Source organism: Streptomyces griseorubiginosus, assembly GCF_001514195.1.
GTDB lineage: Bacteria > Actinomycetota > Actinomycetes > Streptomycetales > Streptomycetaceae > Streptomyces > Streptomyces griseorubiginosus.
Genome location: NZ_KQ948735.1, coordinates 1,215,320 through 1,230,175, shown reverse-complemented (window position 1 = coordinate 1,230,175; position 14,856 = coordinate 1,215,320). Strand labels below are relative to the sequence as shown.

Annotated in this window: 14 protein-coding genes; 6 read left to right on the top strand and 8 right to left on the bottom strand. The window is 70.2% G+C overall.

Translation table 11 applies throughout. The features are described from left to right. Positions 1-4 precede the first annotated feature (4 nt). Genes AQJ54_RS11880 through AQJ54_RS11865 form a run of 4 tightly spaced genes read right to left on the bottom strand, consistent with a single transcriptional unit; the run spans position 5 to position 3,719 of the window. Positions 5-322, bottom strand: coding sequence for a non-heme iron oxygenase ferredoxin subunit (locus AQJ54_RS11880; RefSeq protein WP_030318627.1), 318 nt, complete (start codon positions 320-322; stop codon positions 5-7). After that, positions 322-1,503, bottom strand: coding sequence for a Fe-S cluster assembly protein SufD (gene sufD, locus AQJ54_RS11875; protein WP_062236698.1), 1,182 nt, complete (start codon positions 1,501-1,503; stop codon positions 322-324). Before sufD ends, AQJ54_RS11880 begins: the two co-directional genes overlap by 1 nt. 54 nt (positions 1,504-1,557) lie before the next feature. Further along, positions 1,558-2,979, bottom strand: a complete 1,422-nt coding sequence (gene sufB, locus AQJ54_RS11870) for a Fe-S cluster assembly protein SufB (RefSeq protein WP_053847444.1) — start codon at positions 2,977-2,979, stop codon at positions 1,558-1,560. Then, positions 2,976-3,719, bottom strand: a complete 744-nt coding sequence (locus AQJ54_RS11865; protein ID WP_062024448.1) for a helix-turn-helix transcriptional regulator — start codon at positions 3,717-3,719, stop codon at positions 2,976-2,978. Before AQJ54_RS11865 ends, sufB begins: the two co-directional genes overlap by 4 nt. Positions 3,720-3,880: 161 nt before the next feature. Here AQJ54_RS11865 and AQJ54_RS11860 point away from each other — a divergent pair, with 161 nt between their 5' ends. From AQJ54_RS11860 to AQJ54_RS11845, 4 genes are all read left to right on the top strand, one after another. Beyond that, entirely contained in the window at positions 3,881-4,678 is a 798-nt protein-coding gene (locus AQJ54_RS11860; RefSeq protein ID WP_062236695.1) for an AAC(3) family N-acetyltransferase, read from the top strand. 98 nt (positions 4,679-4,776) lie between these two features. After that, positions 4,777-5,700, top strand: a complete 924-nt coding sequence (locus tag AQJ54_RS11855) for an ABC transporter ATP-binding protein (RefSeq protein ID WP_062236693.1) — start codon at positions 4,777-4,779, stop codon at positions 5,698-5,700. Next, positions 5,697-6,467 carry an ABC transporter permease gene (locus AQJ54_RS11850; RefSeq protein ID WP_062236690.1) on the top strand — a complete coding sequence of 257 codons (771 nt, stop codon included), beginning with the start codon at positions 5,697-5,699 and terminating at the stop codon, positions 6,465-6,467. The genes AQJ54_RS11855 and AQJ54_RS11850 overlap by 4 nt, the downstream gene beginning before the upstream one ends. A gap of 39 nt (positions 6,468-6,506) precedes the next feature. Then, complete coding sequence (locus AQJ54_RS11845) at positions 6,507-7,529, top strand: COX15/CtaA family protein (protein ID WP_062236687.1); 1,023 nt, start codon at positions 6,507-6,509, stop codon at positions 7,527-7,529. On the opposite strand, the gene AQJ54_RS11840 is transcribed toward AQJ54_RS11845, so the two are convergent. The 4 genes from AQJ54_RS11840 to AQJ54_RS11825 all read right to left on the bottom strand — a co-directional run bounded on the left by AQJ54_RS11840 (position 7,484) and on the right by AQJ54_RS11825 (position 11,271). Then, complete coding sequence (locus AQJ54_RS11840; protein ID WP_062236685.1) at positions 7,484-8,203, bottom strand: nucleotidyltransferase domain-containing protein; 720 nt, start codon at positions 8,201-8,203, stop codon at positions 7,484-7,486. The genes AQJ54_RS11845 and AQJ54_RS11840 overlap by 46 nt on opposite strands. A gap of 44 nt (positions 8,204-8,247) precedes the next feature. Next, positions 8,248-9,354 (bottom strand): amidohydrolase family protein, encoded by a 1,107-nt coding sequence (locus AQJ54_RS11835; protein WP_062024459.1) that lies wholly within the window; start codon positions 9,352-9,354, stop codon positions 8,248-8,250. 568 nt (positions 9,355-9,922) lie between these two features. Next, the gene (locus AQJ54_RS11830) at positions 9,923-10,258 is read right to left on the bottom strand and encodes a hypothetical protein (RefSeq protein WP_062236683.1); all 336 of its coding nucleotides are present in this window, start codon (positions 10,256-10,258) and stop codon (positions 9,923-9,925) included. 59 nt (positions 10,259-10,317) lie between these two features. Then, a complete protein-coding gene (locus AQJ54_RS11825; RefSeq protein ID WP_028809643.1) occupies positions 10,318-11,271 on the bottom strand; it encodes a heme o synthase in 954 nt (317 codons plus the stop codon). Between the two features lie 342 nt (positions 11,272-11,613). Between AQJ54_RS11825 and tkt the strand changes: the two genes are divergently transcribed. Further along, positions 11,614-13,701, top strand: coding sequence for a transketolase (gene tkt, locus AQJ54_RS11820; protein ID WP_062024463.1), 2,088 nt, complete (start codon positions 11,614-11,616; stop codon positions 13,699-13,701). 33 nt (positions 13,702-13,734) lie between these two features. After that, positions 13,735-14,853 (top strand): transaldolase, encoded by a 1,119-nt coding sequence (gene tal / locus AQJ54_RS11815; RefSeq protein WP_062024465.1) that lies wholly within the window; start codon positions 13,735-13,737, stop codon positions 14,851-14,853. The last annotated feature ends 3 nt before the right edge of the window (positions 14,854-14,856 follow it).

The following is a 14,856-nucleotide window of genomic DNA, read 5'->3' as shown; positions in this document are numbered from 1 at the left end:
TGCCTCAGGACTCCTGGTTGAGGGAGACGAGCACGTCGTCCCCTTCGATCTTTACGGGGTATACGGGGACGGGGCGCGTCGCGGGAAGGCCGGACGGCTTGCCGGTGCGCAGGTCGAAGCTGGAGCCGTGCAGCCAGCACTCGATCTGGCAGTCCTCCACCTCGCCCTCGGAGAGCGAGACGTTCGCGTGGGAGCAGATGTCGTGGATCGCGAACACTTCCCCCTCGGTCTGCACGAGGGAGACCGGCGTGCCGTCGAGTTCCACCCGCTTCGGGGTGTCCTCCTCCAGCTCGCTCAGCCCGCAGGCGCGTACGTAGGCCATCAGACGGTGGCCTCCAGCTCCTCGTCGATCTTCACGAGAAGGCGCTCTTCGATGTCGTCGACACCGATCTGCTGGACCAGCTCGGCGAAGAAGCCGCGGACCACGAGGCGGCGGGCCTCGTCGGCCGGGATGCCACGGGCCATCAGGTAGAAGAGCTGCTCGTCGTCGAAGCGGCCGGTCGCGCTGGCGTGGCCGGCGCCGACGATCTCGCCGGTCTCGATCTCCAGGTTGGGCACGGAGTCGACCCGGGCGCCGTCGGTGAGGACGAGGTTGCGGTTCATCTCGTAGGTGTCGGTGCCCTCGGCCTTGGCCTCGATGAGCACGTCACCGATCCACACCGCGTGCGCGTCCTCGCCCTGGAGCGCGCCCTTGTAGACGACGTTGGACTTGCAGTGCGGGTTGTTGTGGTCGACCAGGAGGCGGTGCTCCTGGTGCTGGCCCTTGTCGGTGAAGTAGATCCCGAACAGCTCGGCCTCGCCGCCGGTGCCGGCGTAGGAGACGCGCGGGTGCAGGCGTACCAGGTCGCCGCCGAAGGTCACCACGACCGACTTGAAGCTCGCGTCCCGCCCGATGAGGGCGTTGTGCTGGGCCACGTGCACGGCCTTGTCGTCCCAGTCCTGGACGGAGACGACGGTGAGCTTGGCGCCGTCGCCCAGGATGTAGTCGACGTTGGTGGCGAGCACGGCGTCACCGGTGTGGTCGATGACGACGACGGCCTCGGCGAAGGCGCCCAGTTCGATCACCTGGTGGCCGAAGCGGGTCCCGCCCTCGCCGTGCACGGCGATCCGGATCGGCTCGGTGAGGACCGTCTCCTTGGGGACGGTGACCACGCCGGCCTTCTCGAAGGACGAGTACGCCTGGGCGGCGACGCGGTCCACCGGGGTGCCCCCCTTACCGAGGCGCGGGTCGTCACGGTCCACGAGTTCGACGGTGACGCCCTCGGGTGCCTGCACCTCGACCCGCACGCCCTCGTCGGTCGCGACGGCGGTGCCGTCGTGCAGCCCGCGCAGGCGCTCCAGCGGGGTGAACCGCCACTCCTCCTCGCGGCCGTGCGGGACGGGGAAGTCCTGCACGTCGAAGGACGGGGGCGCGCTCATGCGCGTGGCGACGGTCGACTCGGCGGCCACCGCGATCGAGCCGGCGGTGGTGCTGCCCACCGGGATGTTCTGAGCCTCAGCCATGGCTGTCGGTCTGCTCTCTTCCTACGTAAGTGACTGGATGGAGACGGCGGTCGCTTAGCCGACCGCGCCTTCCATCTGGAGCTCGATCAGCCGGTTGAGTTCCAGCGCGTACTCCATCGGCAGCTCCTTCGCGATGGGCTCGACGAAGCCGCGCACGATCATGGCCATCGCCTCGAACTCGGAGAGGCCACGGCTCATCAGGTAGAAGAGCTGGTCCTCGGAGACCTTGGAGACGGTCGCCTCGTGGCCCATGGACACGTCGTCCTCGCGGACGTCCACGTAGGGGTACGTGTCGGAGCGGGAGATGGTGTCGACGAGCAGCGCGTCGCACAGCACGTTCGACTTGGATCCGGCGGCACCCTCGCCGATCTCGACGAGACCGCGGTAGGAGGTGCGGCCGCCACCGCGCGCGACGGACTTCGAGACGATGTTGGACGACGTGTTCGGCGCCATGTGGACCATCTTGGAGCCGGCGTCCTGGTGCTGGCCCTCGCCCGCGAAGGCGATGGACAGGGTCTCGCCCTTGGCGTGCTCGCCCATCAGGTAGACGGCCGGGTACTTCATGGTGACCTTGGAGCCGATGTTGCCGTCGATCCACTCCATGGTCGCGCCCTCGTACGCCACGGCGCGCTTGGTGACCAGGTTGTAGACGTTGTTCGACCAGTTCTGGATGGTCGTGTAGCGGCAGCGGGCGCCCTTCTTCACGATGATCTCGACGACCGCGGAGTGCAGGGAGTCCGACTTGTAGATCGGCGCCGTACAGCCCTCGACGTAGTGGACGTAGGCGTCCTCGTCGACGATGATCAGCGTCCGCTCGAACTGGCCCATGTTCTCGGTGTTGATCCGGAAGTAGGCCTGGAGCGGGATCTCGACGTGCACGCCCTTCGGCACGTAGATGAAGGAACCGCCGGACCACACCGCGGTGTTCAGCGACGCGAACTTGTTGTCGCCGACCGGGATGACGGTGCCGAAGTACTCCTTGAAGAGCTCCGGGTGCTCCTTGAGGGCGGTGTCGGTGTCGAGGAAGATGACGCCCTGCTCCTCCAGGTCCTCGCGGATCTGGTGGTAGACGACCTCGGACTCGTACTGGGCGGCGACACCGGCGACGAGGCGCTGCTTCTCCGCCTCGGGGATGCCGAGCTTGTCGTACGTGTTCTTGATGTCCTCGGGCAGGTCCTCCCAGGACTCCGCCTGCTTCTCCGTGGAGCGCACGAAGTACTTGATGTTGTCGAAGTCGATGCCGGAGAGGTCGGAGCCCCAGTTCGGCATGGGCTTCTTGTCGAACAGGCGCAGACCCTTGAGGCGGAGCTTGGTCATCCACTCCGGCTCGTTCTTCTTCGCGGAGATGTCGCGCACGACTTCCTCGCTGAGACCGCGCTTCGCAGAGGCGCCGGCTTCGTCGGAGTCGGCCCAGCCGTATTCGTACTTGCCCAGACCCTCGAGCTCAGGGTGGGCAGTCTCCGTGGGGAGAGTCATGCGGGGTTCCTCCCGGCCGTGCTTGCGGATGCGTGATCAGACATGTGGGAAATCTTGGGGATGAACGTCGTGCAGACGCCGTCGCCGTGCGCGATGGTCGCCAGTCGCTGGACGTGCGTGCCGAGGAGCTGGGAGAAGATCTCCGTCTCGGCGTCGCACAGTTGCGGGAACTTCTCCGCGACATGGGCCACCGGGCAGTGGTGCTGGCAGAGCTGCTCGCCGACCGGTGCGCTCCGCGCCGTAGCAGCGTACCCGTCCGCGCTCAGGGCCTTGGCCAGGGCTTCGGTGCGCTCCTCGGGGGCGGCGGTCTCGACGGCCTTGCGGTACTCCTCGGCCTGCGCGGCGATCCTGGCGCGCGCGAAGGCGACGACCGCCTCGTCCCCGCCGAACCGCTCCTGGATCCAGCGCAGGGCGTCCGCGGCGAGCTTGTCGTAGGACTGGTCGAAGGCGTCCCGGCCGCAGTCGGTGAGCGCGAAGACCTTGGCGGGGCGTCCGCGCGTCCGCGCGCCGTACACCCGCTGCTCCCGGGCCTCCACGACCTCGTCTGCCACGAGCGCGTCCAGATGGCGCCGTACGGCGGCGGGGGTGAGCCCCAGGCGTCCGGCCAGCTCGGTGACGGTCGACGGGCCGTGGTCCAGGATGGACCGCGCGACGCGGTTGCGGGTGGACCGCTCACCGGTCGCGAGCTCCTCCTGAGGGGCCCCCGTGGGGGTCTCCCGAACCTCGCCGACGTTTTTCACAACGCCATTGTTGCGTAATTCCTCAGGACCGGGCAAGCCGCCCCCGGCCCGGCGGACGGTGCCCTGCGTCACTTAGGCATCCCTAACTTGACCTGCGGAAACGATCTTTGATCGATCAAACCGGTGGCGTCCGGCAGTTCTGTCAGGGACACTCCCGAACCATGCCGACACCACCTCCCACCGGCCCGCTTGTCACCCGCGACACCCTCGCCGGGCAGCTGCGCGAGCTGGGTGTCAGAAGCGGCGAGACCCTCCTCGTGCACTCCTCCCTGAGCGCCCTCGGCTGGGTCTGCGGCGGCCCCGTCGCGGTGGTCCAGGCCCTCCTCGACGTCCTCGGCCCGGACGGCACCCTCGTGGTCCCCACCCAGACCGGCGACCTCTCCGACCCGGCGGTGTGGAGCAACCCGCCGGTCCCCGAGGACTGGTGGGACACCGTCCGCGCGACCATGCCCGCCTACGACCCCCTCGTGACGCCCTCGCGCGGGGTCGGCGTGATCCCGGAGACCGTGCGCACCTGGCCCGGCGCCCTCCGGAGCGCCCACCCCCAGACCTCGTTCGCGGCGCTCGGCCCCCGCGCGCGTCCCGTCCTGGACGGCCACGCCCCCGACTGCCGGCTCGGCGAGCGCAGCCCGCTGGCCCGCCTGGAGGACCTCCACGCGCGCGTGCTGCTCCTCGGCGCCGGCTACGACACCTGCACGAGCTTCCACCTCGCCGAGTACCGCGTCCCGAGCCCGCTGGTGAAGGTCGGCCGCCCCGGACCGGCCGGCTGGGAGGTCGTCACCGAGGTCTCGATCACCTCGGACCGCTTCGACGAACTGGGGTACGACTTCGAGCGGGACACCGGCGTCGTCGTACGGGGAACCGTCGGCGCGGCCGGGACCCGGCTGTTCCCGGTCACCGACGCGGTGGCCTACGCCGAACGCTGGCTGCCATTGCACCGCTCACGCGAGGAGTTCTAGGCGGCGCGGGAGACCGGCGGGCACCCACGAGTCCCCCGGCGGTGGAGATCTCGCACCCGGCCGACTGACGCGCGAGCCGCGAACCTAGACTCGGGCCCATGCGAAGTGAGCCCGTGGTCCAGGTCCACGCCCTGGTGAAGCGGTACGGCACGAAGACCGCCGTGGACGGCCTCGACCTGGTGGCCCGGGCGGGCGTGACCGCCGTACTCGGGCCCAACGGGGCGGGGAAGACGACCACGGTCGAGACCTGCGAGGGCTACCGGAAGCCGGACTCCGGCACGGTACGCGTCCTGGGCCTCGACCCGGTGCGGCAGGCGCGTGAACTGCACCCGAGGATCGGCGTGATGCTCCAGTCCGGGGGCGTGTACTCGGGCGCCCGGGCCGACGAGATGCTGCGGCACGTGGCGAGACTGCACGCCCACCCGCTGGACGTGAACGCGCTGATCGAGCGCCTGGGTCTGGACAGCTGCGGCCGCACGACGTACCGCAGGCTGTCCGGCGGCCAGCAGCAGCGCCTCGCGCTCGCGATGGCCGTGGTGGGCCGCCCTGAACTGGTGTTCCTGGACGAGCCGACGGCGGGCCTCGACCCGCAGGCCCGCAGGGCCACCTGGGACCTGGTCCGGGACCTGCGGTCGGACGGCGTCTCGGTCATCCTCACCACGCACTACATGGACGAGGCCGAGCAGCTCGCCGACGACGTGGCGATCATCGACGGCGGCCGGGTCATCGCCCAGGGCACGCCGGAGGAGCTGTGCCGCGGCGGCGCCGAGAACACCCTGCGCTTCATGGGCCGTCCCGGCCTCGACGTCGGGTCCCTCCTGAAGGCCCTCCCCGCCGACTGCACGGCGGCGGAGCTGACGCCCGGCTCCTACCGGGTCATCGGCAAGGTCGACCCCCAGCTCCTGGCCACGGTCACGTCCTGGTGCGCCCAGCACGGCGTCATGCCGGAGAAGATCTCGGTGGAACGGCACACCCTGGAAGACGTCTTCCTGGAACTGACAGGCAAGGAACTGCGCGCATGACGGCCACCGGCACCTACACCCCCCGGCCGGGCGCGGCCCCCCTGGGACGCATGATCGCGACCCAGGCGGCGCTGGAGACGAAGATGCTCCTGCGCAACGGTGAGCAGCTCCTGCTGACGGTGGTGATCCCGGCCCTGGTGCTGGTCCTGTTCAGCTCGGTGGACATCATCGACACCGGCCAGGCCGAGGCGGTGGACTTCCTCGCTCCCGGTGTCCTCGCCCTCGCGGTCATGTCCACGGCCTTCACGGGCCAGGCGATCGCCACGGGCTTCGAGCGCCGGTACGGCGTCCTGAAGCGCCTGGCCAGCTCCCCCCTCCCCCGCTGGGCCCTGATGACGGCGAAGACCGCGTCGGTCCTGGTGACGGAGATCCTGCAAGTGGTGTTGCTCACGGCGATCGCCCTCGCCCTGGGCTGGTCCCCGCACGGCGACCCGCTGTCCGTGGCCCTGCTCCTGCTCCTCGGCACGGCGGCCTTCTCGGGCCTCGGCCTCCTGATGGCCGGCACCCTGAAGGCGGAGGCCACCCTGGCCGCCGCCAACCTGGTCTTCCTGCTCCTGCTGGTCAGCGGCGGGGTCATGGTCCCGCTCGACCGGTTCTCCCAGACCACCCAGGACATCCTGGGCCTGCTGCCGATCACGGCCCTCTCGGACGGCCTGCGGGACGTACTGCTGCACGGGGCCGGGGTGCCCTGGGGCGATCTGGGGATCCTCGCGGTGTGGGCCGTGGTGGGTCTGGCCGCCGCGGGGCGCTTCTTCCGCTGGGAGTAGGGGGTCCCTCGTGAACGCGTGCACAAGCGGCCCCCTACGATGGACGGCGTGCCAAACGTGACCCCCGCCGACGCCGTGGCGGCGCTCCGCAACCCGCTCGCCTTCATCGCCGCCCGCTGGACCCCGACCCCTCGGACGGTCCGGCGAGCAGCGCTCTCCGCGCTCGTCATGGCGGTGATCATCGTGGTCACCGGCGGCGCGGTGCGGCTGACCGGGTCGGGGCTCGGGTGCCCGACCTGGCCGAAGTGCACGGACGACTCGCTGACCACGACCAGCGCGATGGGCTTCCACGGTGCCATCGAGTTCGGCAACCGGATGCTCACCTATGTACTGTGCGCGGCCGTCGGCTGGGCCATCATCGCGGCCCGCAGCGAGAAGCCCCGCCGCCGCAGCCTCACCCGGCTGGGCTGGGCGCAGTTCTGGATCGTGATGAGCAACGCGATCCTCGGCGGCATCGTCGTGCTCGTCGGTCTGAACCCGTACACCGTCGCGGCGCACTTCGTCGCGACGACGGCCCTGATCACCGTGGCCACCGTGATGTGGCAGCGCACCCGCGAGGGCGACACGGCACCCCGCCCGCTGGTCGGCAAGCCGGTGCAGCAGCTGGTCTGGTTCATGGTCGCCGCCGCCGCGCTCCTGATCCTGGTCGGCACGGTCGTCACCGGTGCCGGGCCGCACGCCGGCGACTCCAGCGAGGTCGAGCGGATGCCGCTGGACTGGGAGACGGTCGCCAAGGCGCACGCGGTCCTCGCCTGGATCGTGGTGTCGCTGACCTTCGCCCTGTGGTTCATCCTCAAGGCCGTCGACGCCCCCAAGAACCCCCTGGACCGCACCCGCGACCTCTTCCTGGTCCTGCTCTCCCAGGGCGTCATCGGGTACGTCCAGTACTTCACCGACCTGCCCGAGTTCCTGGTCGGCCTGCACATGCTCGGCTCGGCCCTGGTGTGGATCGCGGTCCTGCGCGTCCTGCTGGCACTGCGGGAGCGCCCCGAGGGCGAGCTGCCCGAGCTCCCGGCTCAGCCGTACGCCGCCACCAGCTCGTCGATCGCCGGGCCCAAGTAGGCCCGGGTCAGCTCGGCCCTGTTCTCGACCGCGGGCCGGGGATCGCCGTAGCGGCGCCCCCGGACGTCCTCGACGACCGCCACCGGCGCCCCGAGCCCGGGCAGCAGCTCCAGCGCCTCCCGCTTCGAGATCAGCCGGCCCTCGCGCAGGGTCACGCTCGCGCGGGCGAAGGTCACCAGGCCCAGGTCCACCCAGACGTCCCGGCTCCACAGCTGGGCCTTGTCGACGGCGGGGCGCCAGAAGTCCCGCTGGTCGCGGACCACGAAGGCGGCCAGTTCCCGGTCCGTCACCGGCGGCAGCAGGTCCGCCGGTGGTTTGCCGTGCAGCACCCGCCCGAAGTCGTGCAGCTCCCGCCGGGTCACCGCGGTGACCGGCCGCTTGAACAGCTCCTCGTGCGCCCAGGTGAGATGGCGGCGGCCGGGGTCGGCCGAGGGCGTCAGATACGTGCAGTGCAGCTGCCCGGCCAGCGGCTCGCACCGCAGCCGCGCGTGCAGCTTCGCCAGCCGCCATACCGTGCGGGGCGGGAGCGCGGGCAGTACGGCGATCAGGTCGAGGTCGCTGCGGCCCTCCTGGTAGTCGCCGCCGGCCAGCGAGCCGTGGGCCCAGACGGCGACGGGGTCGAGCGGTTTCAGCTCGGCGAGGAAGCGGTCCAGTAAGGCCTCTGTCTGCTGCATGGGCCCATCCTGTACAGCCCTCGACGCCCCGTACACCCCGCACGTCACTCCAGCGCGTACACCCTGCGCGCGTTCCCCGCCGCGATCAGTCCCGCCACCCGCTGTGCGTCCGCCAGGGACCAGGAGCCCTCCGCGACCCAGCCGCCCAGCACCCGGGCCAGCGCCTCGCGGAACAGCCGGGCGCCCACCACGTGCAGTTCGGGCAGGCTGTGAGCCCCGCTGGAGAAGACGATCTTGCCGAAGGGGGCCAGCTCCAGGATCTCCGCGAGGACCGTCGCCGCGCGGGCGCCGGTGCGCACGAGGGCGGCGCCGGAGTCGGCGTACACATGCGGGAAGACCCCGGCGAGATGGGCGGCGTGCCGGTGGTAGGGGTAGCTGTGCAGCAGGACGAGGTCGGTGCCGAGGCCCGCGGTGGCCCGGACGAAGTCGGTGAGCAGGACCGGGTCGGTGCGGTCGATGCGCAGGCCCGGTTCGCCGAGTCCGGCGTGCAGCTGGAGGGGCAGCCCGGAAGCGACCGCGATCCACAGCAGGTGCCGAAGCAGCACGGGGTCGGAGAGTTCGCCGCCCACCCGGCGACCCGCCAGCCAGCGGCCCGCGGCGCCCCGCACCTCGCCGGGCCCCGGCGGTTCGGGGGCCAGCGCGAGGCCGTGCCGTACGCCCGCCACCGAGGTGAAGGCGACCGCGTTCGCGGCGGCGCCGTGCACGGACTCGGCGAGGTTGGCGAGGAAGGACTCGACGGTGCCGGAGGTGTCGGCGACCTGTTCGGCGAGGAGTTCCAGGCGGACGATCTCGCGGGTGTCGGCGGCGGCGGTGGAGGCCAGCTCGGTGGGTCCGGTGAGGTCGCCGGGCAGTCCGGTGTCCATCAGATAGGTCGTGATGCCGCTGCCCCTGAGCAGCCTGCGGCCCGCTTCCAGGACGCCCAGTTCACGGCGCCGGGCCAGGTAGCGGGCGGGCGGGCAGTGCGGTTCCAGACCGAGCAGGGGCGGGCACCAGCGTCGTACGGCGAAACCCGTCTGGGTGTCGAAGAGCGTGGTCCCCGGCGCGGGCGGGCCCTCGGTGCGGGCCAGCTGGGCCTCGAAGGTGCCGAGGCCCAGCTCCGTTCTCAGGACGCCGTGGCAGTACTGGTCCACGAGGGACGGCGTTTCGATCATCCGGACTCCCGTGGACGGACCGTGTGGGCTGACTACACGTCCTAACGGGTGAACCAGTCACGAGGTGTTGGCCTCACACACCCCGTGCGAAACGCTCCGCGGGTCGAGCCGGGTGACCTACGGCCGTTGGGGCCTGCGCTCGTCGGGGGCTGCGTGCGGTGTCGGAGGCTGCGTGCGCTGTTGGGGCCGCGTCCTGATCCGCGCGGCCTCGGCGCGTCTTGAGCCGCTGGGCGGCCGCGCGGGGGGCTGTTCGTAGGCGACCTGCGGGTCGGCTGTGGCTGATCGCGCAGTTCCCCGCGCCCCTCAAGGGGCGCACTCCCCTGCCGGCGGCACTCTCCGGCGCGTCGGTGGTGGGCGGTCGCCCTCTCCGGCGCGTGGCCGGCTCGGACGGGGCGCGAAGGGCCCATACAGGTCCCGGGGCGGGTCGCTCGTGCCCCGCGGCGCAGAGTGTGGCCGGGGACCCGCCCCGCTGGAGGCGCAGCCACAGTGCCACCACGCGCCCGTCGTTACGGATCGCGCTCACCAGCCGCGACTCGATACGGCCCCGCCCCCCTTGAGCCGCGTTCGATCAGCTGTTGCTCGGGCCGCCCACCTGGATGCCCGCCATGCGGCTCCACTCGTACGGGCCGGTCTTCACCTTGGCCGCGAACTCGCCGTCGAAGTTCTCGTGGACGGTGATGCCGGCCTTCTCGACGGCCTTCTCGGCGATCTCGTAGGAGGGGGCGACCAGGTCGCCCCAGCCGCCGTCCTCGCCGACGAGGACGATCCGGGTGCCGCGCTCGCCGATGTAGGCCAGCTGGCCCTCGGCGCCGCCGTGCTCCTTGGAGAAGGCGCTGATCTGCTGGGCGAGGCGGGCGACCCTGCGCTCGGCCTTCGCGTCAACCTGCTGCGTGGTGTCTGCCATGACCAGGATGCTACCGATCGGTAGGGAGGGGGGCGACGTGACCCTCGCCTCAGGAACGCCTAGCGCAGGAAGGGGTCCACCGCGACCGCGAGGAACAGGATCGACACATAGGTGATCGACCAGTGGAACAGCCGCATCTCCTTGAGCTTCGCGCCCGTCACCTCGGCCTTGGCGCGGTTCTGGAGGCCGTGCGCCTCCCACAGCCAGAAGCCGCCCGCGAGCAGCGCGACCGCCGTGTAGAACCAGCCCGTGTAACCGAGCGGGGTGAGGAGGAGCGAGACCGCGACCATCACCCAGCTGTAGATGACGATCTGCTTGGCGACGACCTTGTTGGAGGCGACCACCGGCAGCATCGGCACGCCCACGCGCGCGTAGTCCTCACGGACCTTCATGGACAGCGGCCAGTAGTGGGGCGGCGTCCAGAAGAACATGACCAGGAAGAGGACGACCGGCGCCCACGACATGGAGTTCGTGACCGAGGACCAGCCGATCAGCACCGGCAGACAGCCGGCGATACCGCCCCACACGATGTTCTGCGAGGTACGCCGCTTGAGGATCATCGTGTAGACGACGACGTAGAAGAGCAGCGCTCCGAGTGACAGCCAGGCGGACAGCCAGTTGACGGTCAGACCGAACAGCAGCGTCGATACGACCGCCAGCGTGATGCCGAAGGCCAGGCACTCGCGCGGCGACACCATGCCGGTCACCAGCGGACGCTGCGAGGTGCGGTCCATCAGCGCGTCGATGTCACGGTCGATGTACATGTTGAGCGCGTTGGCGCCACCCGCGGACAGATAGCCGCCGAGGCAGGTCAGCAGGACCAGCTTCAGGTCCGGCACACCCTGCTGCGCCAGGAACATCACCGGAACGGTGGTGATCAGCAGCAGCTCGATGATCCTGGGCTTGGTCAGCGCCACGAATGCCTTGACACGGGCCCCGAACGGCCGGTGGATCGAGCTCTTGCTCTCCCCCAGCACACCGGCTGGACGGGATTCGACGGCCGTCACGCACACCCCTACAGAGACATCCCAGCAAGCCTCGGCCGTGTGAAGTCGCGGTAAAGGCTCGCGCGTACCACGCCACTGTAGACGTTGCCCATACCCCGACATTCGCGGGGGTCGGCTCGTGTCCGAGGAGGCCCCCGGAAGAGCTCAGCGTCACTCGGTTGAGCACTCGTACGAGCGGCTGCGTATTCACTTGCCGAACGCGGCACGGCCCGGTCGGGAGGCGGATCCCCGCAGGGCCCGGCAGTCTAAAAAACGCACGTACTTGCGGGGGTAGGCTCGACAAAGACCGGGCGTCCCGTGCACCGGCATTCGACATGCGTGACATGTGGAGAGGAGCCCTGACCCAGGGTGAGCACCAAGCCGACCACCACAGATCTCGAGTGGACCGAGTTGGACCAGCGGGCCGTCGACACCGCCCGCGTCCTGGCCGCCGACGCCGTACAGAAGGTCGGCAACGGCCATCCCGGTACGGCGATGAGCCTGGCCCCCGCCGCCTACACCCTCTTCCAGAAGGTGATGCGGCACGACCCGGCCGACCCGGACTGGGTCGGGCGCGACCGCTTCGTGCTGTCCGCCGGCCATTCGTCCCTGACGCTCTACACCCAGCTCTACCTGGCCGGTTTCGGTCTGGAGCTGGACGACCTGAAGGCCTTCCGCACCTGGGGCTCGAAGACCCCAGGTCACCCGGAGTACGGCCACACCAAGGGCGTCGAGACCACCACCGGCCCGCTCGGCCAGGGTGTCGCCAACGCGGTGGGCATGGCGATGGCCGCCCGCTACGAGCGCGGTCTGTTCGACCCGGAGGCCGCAGAGGGCACCTCCCCCTTCGACCACTTCGTGTTCGCCATCGCCGGTGACGGCTGCCTCCAGGAGGGCATCTCCGCCGAGGCGTCCTCGATGGCCGGCCACCAGAAGCTCGGCAACCTCATCCTGCTGTGGGACGACAACCACATCTCGATCGAGGGCGACACCGAGACGGCCGTCTCCGAGGACACCGTCAAGCGGTACGAGGCGTACGGCTGGCACACCCAGCGCGTCGAGCCGCAGGCCAACGGCGACCTGGACCCGGTCGCGATCTTCGAGGCCATCGAGAAGGCCAAGGCCGTCACCGACCGGCCGTCCTTCATCGCGATGCGCTCGATCATCGCCTGGCCGGCCCCCAACGCCCAGAACACCGAGGCCGCGCACGGCTCGGCGCTCGGCGACGACGAGGTGGCCGCCACCAAGCGCGTCCTCGGCTTCGACCCCGAGAAGAGCTTCGAGGTCGCCGACGAGGTCATCGAGCACACCCGCGGGGCGCTGGAGCGCGGCCGTCAGGCGAAGGCCGAGTGGGAGAAGTCCTTCCAGGAGTGGCGGAGCAACAACCCCGGGCGCGCGGCCGAGTTCGACCGCATCGCCGCGGGTGAGCTGCCCAAGGACTGGGAGTCCGCGATCCCGGTGTTCGAGCCCGGCAAGGGTGTGGCCACGCGTGCCGCGTCCGGCAAGGTGCTCCAGGCCCTCGGTGCCGTGGTCCCCGAGCTGTGGGGCGGCTCCGCCGACCTCGCCGGCTCGAACAACACCACCATCGACAAGAACAGTTCGTTCCTCCCGGCGGACAACCCGCTGCCGGAGGCGGACCCTTACGGCCGCACCATCCACTTCGGCATCCGCGAGCACTCCATGGCCGCGGAGATGAACGGCATCGCGCTGCACGGCAACACCCGTGTCTACGGCGGTACGTTCCTCGTCTTCTCCGACTACATGCGCAACGCCGTCCGGCTCTCGGCGTTGATGCACCTGCCGGTGACGTACGTGTGGACGCACGACTCCATCGGTCTCGGCGAGGACGGCCCGACGCACCAGCCGGTCGAGCACCTGGCCTCGCTGCGCGCGATCCCCGGTCTCAACGTGGTCCGCCCCGCGGACGCCAACGAGACGGCGATCGCCTGGCGCGAGATCCTCAAGCGGTACACCAAGGAGTTCGGCAAGGGCGCCCCGCACGGCCTCGCGCTGACCCGTCAGGGCGTGCCGACGTACGAGCCCAACGAGGACGCGGTCAAGGGCGGTTACGTCTTGTTCGAGGCGTCCGGCGGCGCCCCCGAGGTCATCCTCGTCGCCACCGGGTCCGAGGTGCACGTCGCGGTCGAGGCGCGCGAGCAGCTGGAGGCCTCCGGTGTGCCGACGCGGGTCGTCTCGATGCCGTCCGTCGAGTGGTTCGAGGAGCAGGACCAGGGGTACCGGGACAGCGTCCTGCCCCCGTCCGTGAAGGCCCGTGTCGCGGTCGAGGCCGGGATCGGTCTCACGTGGCACAAGTACGTCGGAGACGCCGGCCGCATCGTTTCCCTGGAGCACTTCGGTGCTTCCGCGGACGGCAAGCTCCTCTTCCAGGAGTTCGGTTTCACTGCGGAGAACGTGGCCGCCAAGGCGCGGGAATCTCTCGCAGCCGCCCAGCGCTGACGCCCGTATACGACACGTAGGAGATGTAATTCCATGACAGACGCACTCAAGCGCCTCTCCGAGGAAGGCGTGGCGATCTGGCTGGACGACCTGTCGCGCAAGCGGATCACGTCCGGCAACCTCGCCGAGCTGATCGACCAGCAGCACGTCGTGGGCGTCACCACCAACCCCTCGATCTTCCAGAAGGCGATCTCCGAGGGCGACGGCTACGACGCGCAGGTCTCCGACCTGGCGTTCCGCAAGGTCACGGTCGAAGAGGCCATCCGCATGATCACCACGGCGGACGTCCGCGACGCCGCCGACATCCTGCGCCCGGTCTTCGACGCCACCGGCGGCCAGGACGGCCGGGTGTCGATCGAGGTCGACCCGCGTCTGGCGCACAACGAGAAGGCGACCGTCGCCGAGGCCAAGCAGCTGGCCTGGCTCGTCGACCGTCCCAACACCCTCATCAAGATCCCGGCCACCCGTGCGGGCATCCCGGCGATCAGTGACGTCATCGGTCTCGGGATCAGCGTCAACGTCACGCTGATCTTCTCCCTGGAGCGCTACCGCGAGGTCATGGAGGCGTTCCTGGTCGGCCTGGAGAAGGCCAAGGAGCGGGGCCTGGACCTGTCGCAGATCCACTCCGTGGCGTCCTTCTTCGTGTCCCGTGTGGACACCGAGATCGACAAGCGCCTCGACGCGCTCGGCACCGACGAGGCCAAGGCCGCCCGCGGCAAGGCCGGTGTCGCCAACGCCCGTCTGGCCTACCAGGCCTACGAGGAGGTCTTCTCGGGCGAGCGCTGGGCGAAGCTGGAGAAGGCCGGCGCGAACAAGCAGCGTCCGCTGTGGGCCTCCACCGGCGTCAAGGACCCGGCGTACAAGAAGACCATGTACGTCGAGGAACTGGTCGCGCCGAACACGGTGAACACCATGCCGGAGGCGACCCTGTTCGCCACCGAGGAGCAGGGCGAGATCCGCGGCAACGCCATCGCCGGCACGTACGAGCAGGCCCGTGCCGAGCTCGACGCGGTCGAGAAGCTCGGGATCTCGTACGACGAGGTCGTGCAGCTGCTGGAGGACGAGGGCGTCGAGAAGTTCGAGGCGTCCTGGAACGACCTGCTCAAGTCGACCGAGGCGGAGCTCCAGCGCCTCGCACCCTCGGAGGGCTAGATC